The following is a 17420-nucleotide window of genomic DNA, read 5'->3' as shown; positions in this document are numbered from 1 at the left end:
GGGCTTCCATGCGGAAGACGTGCCGCACGACGACCCGAACTTCCTGGTCGCGCTGGCGGCCTTCATGAACCGCCGCTACCGCGCCCGTGCCTCGGGCATCAGCGGCCAGCTGGATGGCCATGGCGTGAAGGTCGGCGAGAAGTTCGTCGTGGTCACGCTCGGGCAGAAGGGCGAGCATGTGCACACGCCCGTCTCGGTTACCGATTTCCATGGCAAGACCGGCTGCAGCGCGGTGCAGGTGGGCGACAACACCTACCGCATCTGCAGCACGGCGCAACTCGGCAGCGTGCGCATCGAAGGCACGGTCAACGACAAACCCTTCACCGCCCAGGTCGAGCGCGGTGCCGGAAAAAACCCGCTGGCGCTGCGCGTGTCGCACAACGGCACGCAGATCGAGGCCATGGTGCTGTCGCCGCTCGGCGCACGCCTGCAGAAGCTCATGCCGTACAAGGCACCACCGGACCTCAGCAAATACCTCATGTCGCCGATGCCCGGGCTGCTCGTCGAAGTGGCCGTGAAGCCGGGCCAGCAGGTGCAGGCGGGCGAGAAGCTCGCAGTCATCGAGGCGATGAAGATGGAGAACGTGTTGTTCGCCTCGCAGGACGGCGTCGTCGGCAAGATCTCGGCGGACAAGGGCGAGTCGCTGGCGGTGGATCAGGTGATCCTGGAGTTCGCATGAGCACAAGCATGAGCGCGTTGCGTCCGTTCAAGGTGCTGGGCGTCCAGCAGATCGCCATCGGCGGGCCGGACAAGGTCAAGTTGCAGAAGCTCTGGGTCGAGATGCTCGGCCTGGAAGTCACCGGCACCTTCCGCAGCGAGCGCGAGAACGTCGACGAAGACATCTGCGCCATCGGCAGCGGCCCGTTCAAGGTCGAAGTCGACCTGATGCAGCCGCTGGATCCCGACAAGAAGCCCGCGGTGCAGACCACGCCGCTCAACCATATCGGGCTGTGGATCGATGACCTGCCCATCGCAGTCGAGTGGCTGAGTGCCAAGGGTGTGCGCTTTGCGCCGGGCGGCATCCGCAAGGGCGCGGCGGGTTTCGACATCTGCTTCCTGCATCCGAAGGCGAATGAGGAGTTCCCGATCGCGGGCGAAGGTGTGCTGATCGAACTCGTCCAGGCACCGCCCGAAGTGGTCGCGTCATTCACCGCCCTGAGTTCAACGCCAGCCCTTTGATTCTTCGTTCGTGAAACACCACCGAAGCGGCTTTGCCGGGCCGTTGGTGTTGCCCCCCGGTGGGGGTTGGGCGGACTACACGAAGTGAGTCCAACCTGGGGAGGAGCAACATCTTCACGAAACCGGCCTTGCCGGGCCGTTGGTGTTGCCCCTCGTGAGGTGGAGTCGCGCACGAAGTGCGCAGCGACCTGGGGGAGAGCGAAATCTCATGCGTTCGTCACTTTCCGGATCGGCGGCTTCACATCTGATCTCTGCGGCGGCAGCATCGCCTGGTGCTCCCGCGCCGGATTCAGGATGATCGAAGTCGCCGTCTCCGTCAGCAGGCAGAACTTCGTCACCACCGCATCGAGGTGCGCCACGTCGATCACCGCGATCTCCAACACCCAGCTGTCGTCCCCCGTCACGTTATAAGCATTGATGCATTCCGGCGTCTGCTGCACCAGCTTCACGACGCGCGCGTACTCCGCGCGCCCGACGCGGATGATGGCGCGGATGCCATAGCCGAGCTTCGACAGGTCCACCGTCGCGCGATAGCCACTGATCACGCCGCACGCTTCGAGCTTGCGCACGCGTTCGGTGACCGCCGGTTGGCTCAGGTGGACGCGGCGGCCCAGTTCGGCCATCGTCAGGCGCGCATCGGCCTGCAGTTCGGCAAGGATGCGCGTGTCGTACGCGTCCAAGGCGGGGTTCAAGGTCGTGTCCATGAATCTCCTTTGAATTGACGGCATTCTGGATCAAGGACCGTGAATCGCACATGGTTTGGTGCGCTCGACCTTCATAGCATTGGAGGCATATCCTCCCTGCCTTGGACGATCCGGATGCCTGTCTTGAACTCACTCACTCCCGCGGACAAGTTGGCGCCAGTCCCCTCGCGCGCCGGCCTGCCACCACTGCTGGTGTTGTGCCTCGCCGCCACCTGGCTGGTCTGGGGCTCGACCTACCTGGCCATCAAATACGCGCTGCTGAGCTTCGCGCCCTTTCTGCAAATGGGCACGCGCTTCCTGGTCGCGGGCGCCTTGCTGGCCGCATGGATGCGTTGGCGTGGGGCAGCATGGCCGACGCGCTTGCAGTGGCGCAACGCACTGGTCATCGGCGGACTGATGCTGGGCGGTGGCATGGGCGGGACTGCATTTGCCGAGGTGTCGGTGGGCTCCGGGCTGGTCGTGGCTTTCATTGCCGTCGTGCCGCTCATGATCGCGCTGCTGAACCTGTTCTGGGGCGTTGTGCCTCGCAAGCTCGAAGCCCTCGGCATTGCGCTGGGGCTGGCGGGCGTGCTGCTGTTGACGCAGGGCAGCGGCTTCCAGGCCTCGCCTTCCGGCCTGGTGGCCATCGCGACGGCCTGCATCTGCTGGTCGGTGGGGAGCGTGTTGAGCCAGCGCACCCTGCCGCTGGCCGATGGCGCGATGGGCTTTGCCAGCGAGATGATCTGCGGTGGCGTGGTGCTGATGTTGCTGTCGGCATTGCACGGCGAGTCCTTCACTTGGCCGCCGCAGCCGCTGGCCATCGCGGCCTGGCTCTATCTCGTGGTGTTCGGCTCGCTGATCGCGTTCAACGCGTACATGGTCCTGCTGGCCCGCGCGTCCGCCGCACTGGCGTCGAGCTACACCTTCGTCAACCCGGTCATCGCCATGCTGCTGGGCGTGCTGATCGCGGGCGAGACGGTCACGCCTTTCGAGTGGGGCGCGGTCACGGTCGTGCTGTCGGGCGTACTCTTGCTGCTATGGAAGCCTCGGGCCTGAACGCCCAAGCCGTTCAGACGCCGGGTCGGCGCCAGAAGGCCAGCATGGCCGCCAACGCCCACATCCCCGCCGCGCAGCCGCGGTTGAGCCGCTGCAAGCTGCGCTTCGACAGCCAGCGCACGGCCTGCGTGCCGGCGCCCGCATAGGCCAGCATCACGCAGGTGTCCAGCACCACGAAGATCGCGCCGAGCACCATGTATTGATGCACCTGTGGCTGCGCCGTATCGATGAACTGCGGCAGGAACGCCGCGAAGAACAGCACCGACTTCGGATTCGACAACGCCACCGCCAGGCTGCGGAGCAAAGCACGTCCGCCTTGCGGCGACTCACCCTGCTCAGCAAGCGCCGCCTGCACGTCCGGCGGCGGCGTGCGCCAGAGCTTCACGCCGAGCCACATGAGGTAGATCACACCCGCCACACGCAGCGCGTTGAACAGCAACTCCGACGCCTCCAGCAACGAGCCGAGGCCCAACGCCACCGCGGAGATCACTGTGATGCTCCCCATCGAAGCACCCGCAATGCCCCAGCCCGCGCGTCGCATGCCGCCCGAGATCCCGTTCGACAGCGCCAACAACATGGTCGGCCCCGGCGTGACCGCGAGCAGCAGGGAGGTGAGGGTGAAGAGCAGCAGGGTGTCGATGGTCATGGCTTTCTCGCTGGGGCACGCGCGGCGGCGGCGCGCGCACGCGCCAGGGCCGCTTCGACGATGGCGCGCTTGCGGTCCTCGGCGGGCGCGGGCGCTTCGTCGGGTTCAATCAAATCTTGCTGTCCGCGCGCCGGGCGGTGGACCGCATGGAGGCTATAGCGTTTCAGCGCCTCGTCGGCCTGCCGTTGCGACCAGGCCTGCCAGCCGCTGCGTCCCGGTGTCACATCCTCGAGCGAAATGCAGTCGACCGGGCACACCGGAATGCACAACTCGCAGCCGGTGCAATGCGGCTCGATGACGGTGTGCATGCGCTTGTGGATGCCCAGGATGGCATCGGTCGGGCAGGCGTCCAGGCACAACGTGCAACCGATGCACCAAGCCTCGTCGATCACGGCCATGCGGCGCGGCCCTTCAGCGCCGAACTCCGCCCCCAGCGGGCGCACAGGCTGGCCCGTGATGGCGGCCAGTCGCTCGATGCCTTCGGCGCCGCCCGGCGGGCATTGGTGGATGCCCGCCTCGCCGCTCGCGACCGCCTCGGCGTAACCGGCGCAATCGGGGTAGCCGCAGCGGGTGCACTGCGTCTGCGGCAGCGCGGCGTGGATGCGCACTGCCAACGGAGTCATGGCGGACTCGCGCGGGTGGTCAGCGCGCAGCGCGGCGCGTCCTGGCCGGCGCGGCAGGTTTGCCCGCGGCCTTTGTCGCAACCGTGGTCTTGCGCACAGCCTTCGCAGCCGCTTGCGCCACACGCCTCTTCGGTGCGCGGATGGTGTCTTCGGCCGTGATGCGCGTGGTCGAGCCCGCGCGCTTCTGCGGTTGGTCATGCGCCGCGATGAAGGCCGCGGCCTTCGGGTACACCAGGTCGCGCCAGCGGCGACCGCTGAAGATGCCATAGTGGCCCGCGCCCTTGACTTCGTAGTGCTCCTGCTGCTCCGCCGGGACGCCGGTGCACAGTTCATGCGCCGCCTTGGTCTGGCCCGAGCCCGAGATGTCGTCCAACTCGCCTTCGACGGTCAGCAGCGCGGTGTTTCGGATGTCCTGCGGCCGCACGCGTTCGATCTCGCCTTGCGGGTTCTTCACGTCCCAGGTGCCATTGACCAGGCCGAACTCCTGGAACACCGTGCGGATGGTTTCCAGATAGTAGTCCGCGTCCATGTCCAGCACGGCGTTGTACTCGTCGTAGAACTTGCGGTGCGCCTCGGCGCTCGCGTCGTCGCCCTTGATCAGGTCCTTGAAGTAGTCGTAGTGGCTGCTGGCATGGCGGTCCGGGTTCATCGCGACGAAGCCGGTGTGCTGCAGGAAGCCCGGATACACGCGTCGGCCTTCGCCCGGGAAGCCTTGCGGCACGCGGTAGATCACGTTGTTCTCGAACCACTCGAAGCTCTTGTTCGTGGCGAGGTTGTTCACCGCCGTCGGCGACTTGCGCGCGTCGATGGGCCCGCCCATCATGGTCATCGTGAGCGGCGTCTGTTCGCCGCGGCTGGCCATCAGCGAGATGGCGGCCAGAACCGGCACCGTCGGCTGGCACACGCTCACCACGTGGCAGTTGCCGTATTCGGACTGCAGCAGGCGGATGAATTCCTGCACGTAGTTGACGTAGTCGTCCAGGTGGAACGCGCCTTCGGACAAAGGCACGATGCGCGCGTTCTTCCAGTCCGTGATGTAGACCTTGTGGCCCTGCAGCAGGGTGCGCACGGTATCTCGCAACAGCGTCGAGTAGTGGCCCGAGAGCGGCGCCACCACCAGCACCACCGGCTGCGTCTTCAGCGTCTGCAAGGTGTGCGGGTCGTCGGTGAAGCGCTTGAAGCGGCGCAACTCGCAGAAGGGCTTGTCGAGTTCGATGACCTCCTGGATCACGACCTCGTCGCCTTCGACCTTGACGCTCTTGATGTTGAACTCGGGTTTTTCGTAGTCCTTGCCCAAGCGGTATAGCAAGTCGTAGCCGGCGGCCATGCGCTGCGCCATCGGCAACTGGCCCCAGACGGCGCCGGGCGCATAGAGTTTGGAGGCGGCTTGCGCGAAGTCCGAGAACGGCTCCATCAAGGAGCGTTGAGCTTCGTAGAGCTGGTAGAGCATCATGGGCACCCTGTTATGTAAATGTTGCAGTGCAATGTATCAGCGTGCGCCACGATGCGTGTAGGTGAAACCTACCAATCGCGATTGTTTAAATCACCTGCGCGACACATTTGCACACATATTCGATGTTCTTGCTGTTCAGCGCGGCCACGCACATGCGGCCGGTGTCCGTCCCGTAGACACCGAATTCGTTGCGCAGGCGCACCATCTGGTCCTTGCTGAGGCCGGAGTAGCTGAACATGCCGATCTGCGTCGTGATGAAGCTCATGTCCTGCTGCACGCCAGCAGCCTTGAGCCCGTCGACGAACTTCTGGCGCATGGCCTTGATGCGGACACGCATTTCGGCCAGTTCGGCCTCCCAGACCGCGCGGCGAGCCGGGTCGTTCAGCACGGCCGCGACCACGGCGCCGCCGTGGATCGGCGGGTTGCTGTAGTTGGTGCGGATCGCGATCTTGAGTTGCGACAGCACGCGCGCGGCTTCTTCCTTGCTCTCGCACAACACCGACAGGGCGCCGACGCGCTCGCCGTACAGGCTGAAGCTCTTCGAGAACGAGGTCGAGACGAAGAAGGTCAGCCCGGCCTCGACGAACTTGCCGATCACCGCGCCGTCCTCGGCGATGCCGTTGCCGAAGCCCTGGTACGCCATATCGAGGAAAGGCGTGAGGTTCCGTTCCTTGACGGCTTCGATGACCTGGTCCCACTGCGCGGCGGTGATGTCATAGCCCGTCGGGTTGTGGCAGCAGGCGTGCAGCACGACGATAGTGCCTGGGGCAGCAGCCTTCAGCGCGGCCAGCATGCCGTAGAAATCGATGCCACGCGTGGCCGCGTCGTAGTATGGATACGACTCGACCGGGAAGCCGGCGTTGGTGAACAGCGCGCGGTGGTTTTCCCAGCTCGGGTCGCTGATGAGCACGGTGGCGTTCGGGCTGAGCTTCTTCAGGAAGTCCGCGCCGACCTTGAGACCGCCGGTCCCGCCGATGGCCTGGATGGTCGCTACGCGGCCGGACTGGACCGGTTCGCTGTCCGCGCCGAACACCAGGCCCTTGACCGCGTTGTCATAGGCCACGATGCCGTCGATCGGCAGGTAGCCGCGCGCCGTCTGCGCCTTCATCATGTCGGCTTCCGCGTCTTTCACGCAGTTCAGCAGCGGAAGCTTGCCGTTGTCGTCGTAGTAGACGCCGACGCCCAGGTTGACCTTGTTGGGGTTGGTGTCGGCGGCAAATTGTTCGTTGAGGCCCAGGATCGGGTCGCGCGGCGCCATTTCGACGGCGGTGAACAGTGACATGGAGAAAAGTCCTTCGGGTGAGATTCGATGCAACCGGGTGTCGCCCAGGTTTGCGCATGTGCTCGGGGCCCGCACGCCTGCACGGAGGCGGCGTACTCGGTTAGCCTAACGAGTTCGCTTGAATTTTACCGACCGGGCCGCATTTCTTCCCGAACCCATGCCTGAAATCACCGAAGTCATCCCCGAACGGCAACATGCCGAGCCTGTCGGCCCTGTGAAAGAGGGCGAGTTCGTCAAGTTTCCAGGGTCGCCTTTCGAGCTGTTCCAGCCCTATCCGCCGGCGGGCGACCAGCCGACTGCCATCGAAGGCCTGGTCACAGGCGTGGAAGACGGCGAGGTGTTCCAGACCTTGCTCGGCGTCACGGGCTCCGGCAAGACCTTCACCATGGCCAACGTGATCGCGCGCCTCGGCCGCCCGGCCATCGTGTTCGCGCCCAACAAGACGCTGGCCGCGCAGCTCTACAGCGAGTTTCGCGAGTTCTTCCCGCACAACGCGATCGAATACTTCGTCAGCTACTACGACTACTACCAGCCCGAGGCCTACGTCCCGCAGCGCGACCTGTTCATCGAGAAGGACTCGTCCATCAACGAGCACATCGAGCAGATGCGCCTGTCGGCCACCAAGAGTGTGCTGGAGCGGCGCGACACGGTGATCGTGGCCACGGTGAGTGCCATCTACGGCATCGGCACGCCCGAGGACTACACGCAGATGCGCTTCATCATGCGGGTGGGCGACAAGATCGGCCAGCGCGACGTGATCAGCCGGCTGATCCGCATGCAGTACACGCGCAACGAGCAGGATTTTTCGCGTGGCACTTTCCGCGTGCGCGGCGACACCATCGACATCTTCCCGGCCGAGCACAGCGAGCTCGCCATTCGCATCGAGCTCTTCGACGACGAGATCGAGACGCTGCAGTTGTTCGACCCGCTCACCGGCCGCATCCGCCAGAAGATCCCACGCTTCACCGTCTACCCGTCGAGCCACTACGTGACGCCGCGCGACAAAGTGATGACCGCCGTTGAGACCATCAAGATCGAGCTGGCCGGCCGGCTCAAGGAACTGGTCGGCGCCGGCAAGCTGGTCGAGGCGCAACGGTTGGAGCAGCGCACGCGCTTCGACCTGGAGATGCTCGCCGAGATCGGCCATTGCAAGGGCATCGAGAACTACTCGCGCCATCTCTCCGGCGGCGCACCCGGCGATCCGCCCGCCACGCTGACCGACTACCTGCCGAAGGACGCGCTGATGTTCCTCGACGAGAGCCACCAGATGATCGGCCAGCTCGGCGGCATGTACAACGGCGACCGCGCCCGCAAGACCACGCTGGTCGAGTACGGCTTCCGCCTGCCGTCGGCGCTGGACAACCGGCCGCTCAAGTTCGACGAATTCGAGACGCGCATGCGGCAGGCGATCTTCGTCTCCGCCACGCCCGCGCAGTACGAGAAGGACCATGCCGGCAATGTCGTCGAGCAGCTGGTGCGCCCGACGGGCCTGATCGACCCCGAAGTCGAAGTGCGCCCCGCCACGCACCAGGTCGACGATGTGCTCGGCGAGATCCGCCTGCGCGTCGAGAAGAGCGAACGCGTGCTGATCACCACGTTGACCAAGCGCATGGCCGAGCAGCTCACCGATTACCTGAGCGACAACGGCGTCAAGGTGCGCTACCTGCACAGCGACATCGACACGGTGGAGCGCGTGGAAATCCTGCGCGACCTGCGCCTGGGCTCGTTCGATGTGCTGGTTGGCATCAACCTGCTGCGCGAGGGTCTCGACATCCCCGAGGTGTCGCTGGTGGCCATCCTCGACGCCGACAAGGAAGGCTTCCTGCGCGCCGAGCGCTCGCTGATCCAGACCATCGGCCGCGCGGCCCGAAACCTGAACGGCAAGGCGATCCTCTATGCCGACAAGATGACCGACTCGATGCGCAAGGCCATCGGCGAGACCGAACGCCGCCGCGCCCGCCAGATCGCCCACAACGAGGCGAACGGCATCACGCCGCGCAGCATCGTCAAGCAGGTGCGCGACCTCATCGATGGCGTCTACAGCGAGAAGACCGGCAAGGAAATGGCCAAGCAGGAGCTGGAGCGCGCCAAGGTCGAGGACATGAGCGAGAAGGACGTCTCGCGCGAAATCAAGCGGCTGGAGAAGCTCATGCTCGAGCACGCCAGGAACCTCGAATTCGAGAAGGCCGCCCGCGTGCGCGACCAACTGGCGCTGCTGCGCGAGCAAGCGTTCGGCGCCCGCGGTAGCGACAACATCGCCGTGCTGACGCCCGGAGATTCGCGCGCCTGACCACTGTCTCACCGGCGAATCGGGGTTTACCCGAGCGAGACGGAGGGCTTTCTGGTATAGTTGACAGAAATAGTCAACAACCAACGAACTCCAGATGAAGGGCCGGCTCCAACCAGATGGCAACACCAATGGTTTTGGGTCGGGCAGGGCGGAGACGACGTTGCCGAGCCTACCCGGCACGGTGTCCATTCAACGGTAAGCACACAAGGAGCTTGCGATGCGCCTCACAACCAAGGGCCGTTTTGCGGTCACCGCGATGATCGACCTGGCCCTGCGCCAGAACACCGGTCCGGTCACGCTGGCTGCGATCAGCCAGCGGCAACAGATTTCGCTGTCCTACCTGGAACAGCTCTTCGGCAAGCTGCGTCGCCATGAACTGGTGGAATCCACCCGTGGCCCCGGCGGCGGCTACTCGCTGGGCCGCAAGGCCTCCGAGATCACCGTGGCCGATATCATCGTGTCGGTCGACGAACCCATCGACGCCACCCAGTGCGGCGGCAAGGAAAACTGCCTCGGTGAGGCCGGCCGCTGCATGACGCACGAGCTGTGGGCCTCGCTGAACCAGCGCATGGTCGAGTTCCTGGACTCGGTCACGCTGCAGAAGCTGGTCGACGACCAACTCGCCAAGGGCGTGCAGGTCGAGAACAAGCCGGTCGTCAAGCGCGCCATTTCGCCGCAGCCGGTGGTCAAGCCGATCCGTGTCAACGCGCCGAACTCGGTGTTCGCCCTCGGAAACGTCTTCGCCAAGTCCTGATGATCCAGCCGGCGCCCGCGGGTGCCGGCACCCCCGAATTCACCCATCTTCCATCCTTCGCCAGCCCAAGCCAGCCATGGACGCTACGCCTCATTTCCCGATCTACCTTGACTACGGCGCCACCACGCCGGTGGACCCGCGCGTCGTCGACGCGATGATCCCCTGGCTGCGCGAGCACTTCGGCAACCCCGCATCCCGAAGCCACGCCTGGGGCTGGGAAGCCGAGGAAGCGGTCGAGAAAGCCCGCGGCGAAGTCGCCGACCTGATCGGCGCCGACCCGCGCGAGATCGTCTGGACTTCCGGCGCCACCGAGTCGAACAACCTGGCCCTCAAGGGTGCGGCGCACTTCTACAAGGGCAAGGGCAAGCACCTGATCACGGTGAAGACGGAGCACAAGGCCATCCTCGACACCATGCGCGAGCTGGAGCGGCAGGGCTTCGAAGTCACCTACCTCGACGTCGAGGAAAACGGCCTGCTCGACCTGGAAAAGTTCAAGGCGGCGATCCGTCCCGACACCATCCTCGCCAGCGTCATGTTCGTGAACAACGAGATCGGCGTCATCCAGGACGTGGTCGCGCTGGGCAATGCCTGTCGCGAAAAGGGCGTGATCTTCCACGTCGACGCTGCCCAAGCCACCGGCAAGGTCCACATCGACATGGCCAAGCTGCCGATCGACCTGATGAGCCTGGCCTCGCACAAGACCTATGGCCCCAAGGGCATCGGTGCGCTGTACGTGCGCCGCAAGCCGCGCGTGCGGCTGGAAGCACAGATGCACGGCGGCGGCCACGAGCGCGGCATGCGCTCCGGCACGCTGCCCACGCACCAGATCGTCGGCATGGGCGAGGCCTTCCGCATTGCCAAGCTAGAGATGGACGAGGACATCGCCAAGGCGGCCAAGCTGCAAAAGCGCCTGCTGGACGGCCTGAAGGACGTGGAACAGGTCTTCATCAACGGCGACCTCGAGCACCGCGTGCCGCACAACCTGAACATGAGCTTCAACTATGTCGAAGGCGAATCGCTGATCATGGGCATCAAGGGCCTGGCGGTGTCGTCGGGCTCGGCCTGCACCTCGGCTAGCCTGGAGCCCAGCTACGTGCTGCGCGCCCTCGGCCGCAGCGACGAATTGGCCCACAGCAGCCTGCGCATGACCATCGGCCGCTTCACGACCGAGGAAGAGATCGACTACGCGGTCTCCACCATCAAGCACAACGTGGCGAAGCTGCGCGAACTCAGCCCCCTGTGGGAAATGTTCAAGGACGGCATCGACATCAGCACGATCCAGTGGGCCGCCCACTGACATCGACGCATTGACCGAACAAGACGCAAAGAGGTAACCCCATGGCATATTCATCCAAGGTCATCGACCACTACGAAAACCCGCGCAACGTCGGCTCCTTCGAAAAGGGTGACGACACGGTAGGCACCGGCATGGTCGGCGCCCCGGCTTGCGGCGACGTCATGAAGCTGCAGATCAAGGTCAACGCCGAAACCGGCGTGATCGAGGACGCGCGCTTCAAGACCTACGGCTGCGGCTCGGCCATCGCCTCGTCCTCGCTCGTGACCGAATGGGTCAAGGGCAAGACGCTGGACGAAGCGGCTGCGTTGAAGAACGCGCAGATCGCCGAGGAACTGGCGCTGCCGCCGGTGAAGATCCACTGCTCGATCCTGGCGGAAGACGCGATCAAGGCAGCCGTCAACGACTACAAGGCGAAACACGGCGCGGCCGTGGCCGCGACGGAAGCGACGCACTGACATGGCTGTGACGCTCACTGAAGCAGCCGCGCGCCATGTCACCCGCTATCTCGGCAAACGGGGCAAGGGTGTGGGGGTTCGGCTGGGCGTCAAGACCACGGGCTGCTCGGGCCTGGCCTATAAGCTCGAGTACGTGGACGAACTGGCGCCGGAGGATGTCGTTTTCGAGGACCGTGGCGTGAAGGTGCTGGTCGATCCGAAGAGCCTGGCGTACATCGATGGCACGCAGCTCGACTTCGTGCGTGAAGGGTTGAATGAAGGTTTCAAGTTCCTGAACCCGAACGAACGCGACCGTTGCGGCTGCGGAGAGAGCTTCAGAATTTAAGCTTGCCCCCAGGCTGCGCGACACTTCGTTTCGCTTCGCCAACCCCCTGCCGGGGGCGCCGCCAGCGGCCCGGCAGTGCCCGTTCCGCGGCGGTTCTGGAAAAGAATGGATGCCGCCGCTGCGAAGTCAGCGGCTTTTTTGTGTGATGAACCTCAACGACACCGATTTCCAGCTGTTCGACGTGCCCGCCACGTTCGCGCAGGACCGCGGCAGGCTGGACGCGCGCTGGAAGGAACTCCAGCGCGAGGCGCACCCCGACCGCTTCGCCGCCCAGGGCGCGGCCGCGCAACGCGTGGCGATGCAGTGGTCGGTGCGTATCAACGAGGCCTACCAGCGGCTGAAAGACCCGATCAAGCGGGCCAGCTACCTGTGTGCCCTGAATGGCTCGCCGATCGATGCCGAGAAAAACACCGCCATGCCGGCCGACTTCCTGATGCAGCAGATGGAATGGCGCGAGGAACTCGACGAGGTCCACGACGAGACCGGCGCGGACAAGCTGCGCGACGAGGTGGATGCCAGCCGGGTGCGGGCGCTGTCGTCACTCGACTGGCTGATCGACGAGAAAGCCGACTACCCCGGCGCGGCCCGGCAGGTCAGAGCCCTCATGTTCATAGAGCGCTTCGCAGAAGACATCGATGCCAAGTCGGCACAGTGGGGACAATAGACACATGAACCGCCCCCACGCTCACCATTTCACGCATTCGTTGCCCCGCAGGCGGGAGGCCTGATGGCACTGCTCCAGATTTCAGAACCGGGCCAAGCGCCGGATCCGCATCAACGACGCATCGCGGTCGGGATCGACCTGGGCACGACGCATTCGCTCGTCGCTTCCATCCGCAACGGCGTGGCCGAATGCCTCCCCGATGCGGAGGGCCGCATCCTGTTGCCGTCCGCGGTGCGCTACCTCGACCGTGAGCGGCGCCAGATCGGCTATGACGCGCTGGCCGCACGCACGGACGACCCGGGCAACACCATCACCTCCGCCAAGCGCCTGATGGGCCGCGGCATGGCGGACATCGCCAACCGCCACGCGATGCCCTACACGCTGGTGGACGAAGGCGGCATGGTCAAGCTCGACACCGTCGCCGGCATGAAATCACCGGTGGAGATCAGTGCTGAGATCCTGGCCACCTTGCGCTATCGCGCCGAGGACAGCTTCGATGACGACCTCTATGGCGTCGTCATCACCGTGCCGGCCTACTTCGACGAAGGCCAGCGCCAGGCGACCAAGGATGCGGCCGAACTGGCCGGGCTGAACGTGCTGCGTCTCATCAGCGAGCCGACCGCCGCCGCGATCGCCTACGGCCTGGACAACGCCAGCGAAGGCGCTTACGCGGTGTACGACCTCGGTGGCGGCACCTTTGACATCTCGATCCTGCGGCTCACGCAAGGTGTGTTCGAGGTGATTGCCACGGGTGGCGATTCCGCGCTGGGTGGCGATGACTACGACCATGCGCTGGCCGATTTCATGCTGTCGCAAACCGGCCTCGAGATCGATACGGCCGTGGACAAGGCCGCGTTGCTGATCGCCGCGCGTGCGGCCAAGGAGGCCTTGACCGGCACCGAGTCGGTCAACTTCCACGCTGGCTTGTCTGTCGGGACGATCAACCAGCGCTTGACGCGCGAGCAGTTCGACGCGGCGACCAAGGCGCTCACCGACCGCACCGTTTCAGCCGTGCGCAAGACGTTGCGCGACGCGAAGCTAAAGCCGGACGACCTCAAGGGTGTCGTGCTGGTCGGCGGTGCGACGCGCATGCCGCAGATCCGCCGCGCAATGGCGACGTTCTTCGGTCGCGAACCGCTCACCAACCTCAATCCGGATGAGGTCGTCGCGCTCGGCGCCGCGATCCAGGCGAACCAACTGGCCGGCAATGGCGGCGCCGGCGACCTGCTGCTGCTCGACGTCATCCCGCTGTCCCTCGGCATCGAGACCATGGGCGGCCTGGTCGAGCGCATCGTGCCCCGCAACCAGACCATCCCCACTGCGATGGCGCAAGACTTCACCACCTACCAGGACGGCCAGACCGCGCTGGCGCTGCACGTGGTGCAAGGCGAACGCGACCTGGTGGCCGACTGCCGCAGCCTCGCGCGCTTCGAGCTGCGCGGCATCCCGCCGATGGCCGCCGGCGCCGCGCGCATCCGCGTGACCTTCACCGTCGATGCGGATGGCCTGCTGAGCGTGGGCGCGAAGGAGCAAGGCAGCGGCGTGGAGGCGCATGTCACCGTCAAGCCGTCGTACGGCCTGTCGGACGACCAGATCGCCAAGATGCTGCAAGAGAGCTTCACCACCGCCGCCGCCGACATGCAGGCGCGCGCGCTCGTCGAAGCACGCGTCGATGCGGACCGCATGCTGCTCGCCACGCAAAGCGCGCTCGATGCCGATGGCGACCTGCTCGATGCCGATGAACGCGCCGCAATCGAATCGCTGATGAACGGGCTGCGCGAAGCACGCGGCACCGAAGAGGCGGCCATTGTCGAAGCTGCCACCAAGGCACTTGCAGACGGTACCGAAGCCTTTGCCGCGCAGCGCATGAACCAGGGCATTGCGCGCGCGCTGTCGGGCCGCAAGCTCGAGTCTCTCTAGAAAAAAAGAATGCCCACGATCAAGATCCTTCCCCACGCCGAGTACTGTCCGCAGGGCGCCGAAATCAGCGCGCCCACCGGCACCTCGATCTGCGAGGCTTTGCTCGACCACAAGATCAACATCGAGCATGCCTGCGACATGAGCTGCGCCTGCACCACCTGCCACGTGATCGTGCGCCAGGGCCTCAATTCGCTCAACGAAGCCGACGAGGCCGAAGAGGACTTGCTCGACCGCGCCTGGGGGCTCGAACCACAATCGCGCCTGAGCTGCCAGGCCATCCTCGCGCAGCAGGACGTGACCATCGAGATCCCGAAGTATTCGATCAACCACGCCAAGGAAAATCACTGATGAGCGCAGCGCAGGGCCGCCCCAAGCAAGCTCGCGCCCCCGCCGGCGGCGGCGAGGACACGAAGTGCCGAGACGGGGGGCACGCATGACGCGCCAGATCGTCCTCGACACCGAAACCACCGGCCTGTCCGCCGACAACGGCGACCGGGTGATTGAACTCGGCTGCGTCGAGCTGTATGCACGCAAGCTCACCGGCAACGACCTGCACATCTACTTCAACCCCGAGCGCGAGAGCCATGAAGACGCGCTCAAGGTGCACGGCCTGACCACCGACTTCCTGCGCGACAAGCCCAAGTTCAGCACGCTCGCGAATGACGTGGTCGAGTACCTGCGCGGCGCCGAGCTGATCATCCACAACGCGGCCTTCGACGTCGGCTTCCTCAACAAGGAACTCGAGCTGGCCGGCCTGCCGCCCCTGCACACCTTCGTCAGCGAAGTCACCGACACGCTGGCCATGGCCAAGCAGCTGTATCCCGGCAAGCGCAATTCGCTCGATGCGCTGTGCGATCGCTACGGCGTGGACCGCTCCAACCGCACCTTCCACGGCGCGAAGCTCGACGCGCAACTGCTTGCCGACGTCTACATCAACCTCACCCGCGGCCAGGATGCGTTGCTGATCGACGTGGGCCAGGACGAGCCGGAGATCGGCGCGGTCGTCGCCATCGACCTGCGCCAGTTCACCTTGCCGGTGCTGATGGCGGGCGAGCAGGAACTCGCCGCGCACGAGGCCGCGTTGCTGCAGCTCGACAAGGCCAGCAACGGCCGCACGTTGTTTCGGCAAGTCACTGAAAATTCTGTGGCATAATCTGAGGCTCCGCTTGAAACGGCGGAGCAAATCTGGCGGTGCCAACAACCCACGCGGTTGCACAGGTTCCGATCAGGGCGGTTAGCTCAGGGGTAGAGCACAGCATTCACACTGCTGGGGTCGGAGGTTCGAAACCTCCACCGCCCACCAAATTTCTTCTTTCGCAAGCACACGATGTCGGCCCGGGCCGACGTCTCGTCACGCCTGCTCGTCGCATGCGCCCAAATGGGTTCAAACTAGCGCGCATCGAAGGAGACTCGTCATGGTTCCATTCCCTGGCATGGCCACAGCCCCCGCACCGGACCCACCCGACATGCCGGTCGAGCCGGACGAAGGCCCCGTCGCACCCACACCCGATCCCTCCGAGCCCGACGCACCGCAAAAGGTGTAGTTGCCCGCGTGCTTGCGTGGTTAAGCTCGGGCAATGGATGAATTTGATTGCGCCGTCATCGGCGCCGGAGTGGTCGGACTGGCCGTCGCGCGTGAACTGGCGCTGGCGGGTCGCGAGGTCATCGTGCTGGAGAGCGAGGGCGCCATCGGCACCGGCACCAGTTCGCGCAACAGCGAGGTGATCCACGCCGGCATCTACTACCCCAAGGGCTCCCTCAAGGCGCGGCTATGTGTCGAGGGCAAGTGGCTTCTGTACGACTACCTGGACGCGCGCGGTCTGCCATTCAGGCGATGCGGCAAGCTCATCGTCGCGACCTCGGCGGCGCAGGTTGGCGAACTGGAGGCCATCCGCGCGAAGGCTGTCGTCAATGGTGTCGACGATCTCTCATGGCTCGATCTCGATGCCGTCCGCGAGATGGAGCCGAAGCTCCACTGCATGGCGGCGCTGCATTCCCCAAGCACCGGCATCGTCGACAGCCATGCACTGATGTTGAGCCTGCAGGGCGAACTCGAGAACGCGGGTGGCGTCGTGGCGCTCAAGTCGCCGGTGCAACGTGCCGAGTGTCGTGATGGCGCGATCGTCCTCCAGGCCTCGGACGGCACGCAACTGCGTTGTCGCAGCGTGGTCAACGCAGCAGGCCTCGGCGCCCCGGCGCTGGCGCGGCGCTTCGAAGGCCTGAACGCGAGTCTCGTACCGACGCCGTACTTCGCCAAGGGCAACTACTTCACCTTGGCCGGCCGTGCGCCCTTCAGCCGTCTGATCTACCCCGTCCCCGAGGCGGCCGGCCTCGGCGTGCACCTCACGCTCGACCTGGGTGGACAGGCGAAGTTCGGACCTGACGTGCAATGGGTCGATACGCCCGATGACCTCGTCGTCGACCCCGCGCGCGGCGACGCCTTTTATGCGGAAGTCCGGCGCTACTGGCCGGAGCTATCCGACGGTGCCTTGCTCCCCGGCTATGCCGGCATGCGACCCAAGATTTCCGGGCCCGGCCAGCCCGCCGCCGATTTCATGATCCAGGGGCCCGAGGACCATGGCGTGGCCGGCTTGGTCAACCTTTTCGGCATCGAGTCGCCCGGTCTCACCAGCAGCCTGGCGATCGCGCGGCACGTGGCCAAACTGCTATCGAAAGTATGAGTTTCGGTGCGCCAAAGCGCGGGGGCGCATGTACCATGAGTCGGCACGCCACTTGCTGGCGTGAAGTGGCCGGCGCGGTGCCGGCCCACCATCTACTGGAGGGAAGATATAC

The 17420-nt window shown here is 65.2% G+C and carries 19 protein-coding genes and 1 tRNA gene; 15 read left to right on the top strand and 5 right to left on the bottom strand.

The genetic code is table 11. The features are described from left to right. Together WKW82_RS33120 and WKW82_RS33115 are read left to right on the top strand one after the other, a co-directional pair. A partial coding sequence (locus WKW82_RS33120) for a biotin/lipoyl-containing protein (RefSeq protein WP_340347166.1) occupies positions 1-679 on the top strand: 679 nt, incomplete at its 5' end. After that, on the top strand, positions 676-1179 hold the full coding sequence (locus tag WKW82_RS33115) for a VOC family protein (protein ID WP_340347164.1): 504 nt from the start codon (positions 676-678) through the stop codon (positions 1177-1179). The genes WKW82_RS33120 and WKW82_RS33115, both read left to right, overlap by 4 nt. Before the next feature lie 206 nt (positions 1180-1385). Here the strand turns inward: WKW82_RS33115 and WKW82_RS33110 are convergent, their stop codons facing one another. After that, positions 1386-1883 (bottom strand): Lrp/AsnC family transcriptional regulator, encoded by a 498-nt coding sequence (locus tag WKW82_RS33110; RefSeq protein WP_340347162.1) that lies wholly within the window; start codon positions 1881-1883, stop codon positions 1386-1388. Positions 1884-1997: 114 nt separating this feature from the next. Between WKW82_RS33110 and yedA the strand changes: the two genes are divergently transcribed. Beyond that, entirely contained in the window at positions 1998-2918 is a 921-nt protein-coding gene (yedA, locus tag WKW82_RS33105; RefSeq protein ID WP_340347160.1) for a drug/metabolite exporter YedA, read from the top strand. A 13-nt stretch (positions 2919-2931) separates the two neighbouring features. Here the strand turns inward: yedA and WKW82_RS33100 are convergent, their stop codons facing one another. From WKW82_RS33100 to WKW82_RS33085, 4 genes are all read right to left on the bottom strand, one after another. Continuing rightward, positions 2932-3564: a LysE family translocator gene (locus tag WKW82_RS33100; RefSeq protein ID WP_340347159.1), complete on the bottom strand. Its 633-nt coding sequence runs from the start codon at positions 3562-3564 to the stop codon at positions 2932-2934. Beyond that, positions 3561-4187 (bottom strand): RnfABCDGE type electron transport complex subunit B, encoded by a 627-nt coding sequence (locus WKW82_RS33095; protein ID WP_340347157.1) that lies wholly within the window; start codon positions 4185-4187, stop codon positions 3561-3563. The genes WKW82_RS33100 and WKW82_RS33095 overlap by 4 nt, the downstream gene beginning before the upstream one ends. 19 nt (positions 4188-4206) lie before the next feature. Then, entirely contained in the window at positions 4207-5637 is a 1431-nt protein-coding gene (locus WKW82_RS33090) for a polyhydroxyalkanoate depolymerase (RefSeq protein ID WP_340347177.1), read from the bottom strand. An 88-nt stretch (positions 5638-5725) separates the two neighbouring features. Next, positions 5726-6922: an amino acid aminotransferase gene (locus WKW82_RS33085; protein ID WP_340347155.1), complete on the bottom strand. Its 1197-nt coding sequence runs from the start codon at positions 6920-6922 to the stop codon at positions 5726-5728. Positions 6923-7079: 157 nt separating this feature from the next. Between WKW82_RS33085 and uvrB the strand changes: the two genes are divergently transcribed. The 12 genes from uvrB (at position 7080) to WKW82_RS33025 (ending at position 17308) form a co-directional block, all read left to right on the top strand. Then, positions 7080-9212 carry an excinuclease ABC subunit UvrB gene (uvrB, locus tag WKW82_RS33080; protein WP_340347153.1) on the top strand — a complete coding sequence of 711 codons (2133 nt, stop codon included), beginning with the start codon at positions 7080-7082 and terminating at the stop codon, positions 9210-9212. A gap of 217 nt (positions 9213-9429) precedes the next feature. Next, complete coding sequence (gene iscR, locus WKW82_RS33075; protein ID WP_213953907.1) at positions 9430-9966, top strand: Fe-S cluster assembly transcriptional regulator IscR; 537 nt, start codon at positions 9430-9432, stop codon at positions 9964-9966. 76 nt (positions 9967-10042) lie between these two features. Continuing rightward, complete coding sequence (locus tag WKW82_RS33070) at positions 10043-11263, top strand: IscS subfamily cysteine desulfurase (RefSeq protein WP_340347151.1); 1221 nt, start codon at positions 10043-10045, stop codon at positions 11261-11263. A 41-nt stretch (positions 11264-11304) separates the two neighbouring features. Then, positions 11305-11718, top strand: a complete 414-nt coding sequence (iscU, locus tag WKW82_RS33065) for a Fe-S cluster assembly scaffold IscU (protein WP_340338728.1) — start codon at positions 11305-11307, stop codon at positions 11716-11718. Position 11719: 1 nt separating this feature from the next. Next, positions 11720-12043 carry an iron-sulfur cluster assembly protein IscA gene (gene iscA, locus WKW82_RS33060; protein WP_218511567.1) on the top strand — a complete coding sequence of 108 codons (324 nt, stop codon included), beginning with the start codon at positions 11720-11722 and terminating at the stop codon, positions 12041-12043. 145 nt (positions 12044-12188) lie between these two features. After that, entirely contained in the window at positions 12189-12707 is a 519-nt protein-coding gene (gene hscB, locus WKW82_RS33055) for a Fe-S protein assembly co-chaperone HscB (protein WP_340347176.1), read from the top strand. Positions 12708-12770: 63 nt separating this feature from the next. Then, positions 12771-14627 (top strand): Fe-S protein assembly chaperone HscA, encoded by a 1857-nt coding sequence (hscA, locus tag WKW82_RS33050; protein ID WP_340347150.1) that lies wholly within the window; start codon positions 12771-12773, stop codon positions 14625-14627. Positions 14628-14636: 9 nt separating this feature from the next. Beyond that, positions 14637-14975 carry an ISC system 2Fe-2S type ferredoxin gene (gene fdx / locus WKW82_RS33045; protein WP_340338731.1) on the top strand — a complete coding sequence of 113 codons (339 nt, stop codon included), beginning with the start codon at positions 14637-14639 and terminating at the stop codon, positions 14973-14975. 85 nt (positions 14976-15060) lie between these two features. Further along, entirely contained in the window at positions 15061-15780 is a 720-nt protein-coding gene (gene dnaQ / locus WKW82_RS33040) for a DNA polymerase III subunit epsilon (RefSeq protein WP_340347149.1), read from the top strand. Positions 15781-15855: 75 nt separating this feature from the next. Then, positions 15856-15930, top strand: a tRNA-Val gene (locus tag WKW82_RS33035). A 112-nt stretch (positions 15931-16042) separates the two neighbouring features. Continuing rightward, on the top strand, positions 16043-16171 hold the full coding sequence (locus tag WKW82_RS33030) for a stereocilin (RefSeq protein WP_340347148.1): 129 nt from the start codon (positions 16043-16045) through the stop codon (positions 16169-16171). A 33-nt stretch (positions 16172-16204) separates the two neighbouring features. Further along, positions 16205-17308 (top strand): NAD(P)/FAD-dependent oxidoreductase, encoded by a 1104-nt coding sequence (locus WKW82_RS33025; protein WP_340347147.1) that lies wholly within the window; start codon positions 16205-16207, stop codon positions 17306-17308. Positions 17309-17420 lie beyond the last annotated feature (112 nt).

Source organism: Variovorax rhizosphaerae (assembly GCF_037889975.1).
Lineage (GTDB): Bacteria > Pseudomonadota > Gammaproteobacteria > Burkholderiales > Burkholderiaceae_C > Variovorax > Variovorax rhizosphaerae.
Note: the sequence above shows the minus strand (reverse complement) of the source record. Positions and strands in the feature narration are given on the sequence as shown.

Bases quoted from the DNA above. Each gene is read 5' to 3' on its own strand.
- WKW82_RS33115 (WP_340347164.1), top strand. From the start codon at position 676: ATGAGCACAAGCATGAGCGCGTTGCGTCCGTTCAAGGTGCTGGGCGTC.
- WKW82_RS33110 (WP_340347162.1), bottom strand. From the start codon at position 1,883: ATGGACACGACCTTGAACCCCGCCTTGGACGCGTACGACACGCGCATC.
- yedA (WP_340347160.1), top strand. From the start codon at position 1,998: ATGCCTGTCTTGAACTCACTCACTCCCGCGGACAAGTTGGCGCCAGTC.
- WKW82_RS33100 (WP_340347159.1), bottom strand. From the start codon at position 3,564: ATGACCATCGACACCCTGCTGCTCTTCACCCTCACCTCCCTGCTGCTC.
- WKW82_RS33095 (WP_340347157.1), bottom strand. From the start codon at position 4,187: ATGACTCCGTTGGCAGTGCGCATCCACGCCGCGCTGCCGCAGACGCAG.
- WKW82_RS33090 (WP_340347177.1), bottom strand. From the start codon at position 5,637: ATGCTCTACCAGCTCTACGAAGCTCAACGCTCCTTGATGGAGCCGTTC.
- WKW82_RS33085 (WP_340347155.1), bottom strand. From the start codon at position 6,922: ATGTCACTGTTCACCGCCGTCGAAATGGCGCCGCGCGACCCGATCCTG.
- uvrB (WP_340347153.1), top strand. From the start codon at position 7,080: ATGCCTGAAATCACCGAAGTCATCCCCGAACGGCAACATGCCGAGCCT.
- iscR (WP_213953907.1), top strand. From the start codon at position 9,430: ATGCGCCTCACAACCAAGGGCCGTTTTGCGGTCACCGCGATGATCGAC.
- WKW82_RS33070 (WP_340347151.1), top strand. From the start codon at position 10,043: ATGGACGCTACGCCTCATTTCCCGATCTACCTTGACTACGGCGCCACC.
- iscU (WP_340338728.1), top strand. From the start codon at position 11,305: ATGGCATATTCATCCAAGGTCATCGACCACTACGAAAACCCGCGCAAC.
- iscA (WP_218511567.1), top strand. From the start codon at position 11,720: ATGGCTGTGACGCTCACTGAAGCAGCCGCGCGCCATGTCACCCGCTAT.
- hscB (WP_340347176.1), top strand. From the start codon at position 12,189: ATGAACCTCAACGACACCGATTTCCAGCTGTTCGACGTGCCCGCCACG.
- hscA (WP_340347150.1), top strand. From the start codon at position 12,771: ATGGCACTGCTCCAGATTTCAGAACCGGGCCAAGCGCCGGATCCGCAT.
- fdx (WP_340338731.1), top strand. From the start codon at position 14,637: ATGCCCACGATCAAGATCCTTCCCCACGCCGAGTACTGTCCGCAGGGC.
- dnaQ (WP_340347149.1), top strand. From the start codon at position 15,061: ATGACGCGCCAGATCGTCCTCGACACCGAAACCACCGGCCTGTCCGCC.
- WKW82_RS33030 (WP_340347148.1), top strand. From the start codon at position 16,043: ATGGTTCCATTCCCTGGCATGGCCACAGCCCCCGCACCGGACCCACCC.
- WKW82_RS33025 (WP_340347147.1), top strand. From the start codon at position 16,205: ATGGATGAATTTGATTGCGCCGTCATCGGCGCCGGAGTGGTCGGACTG.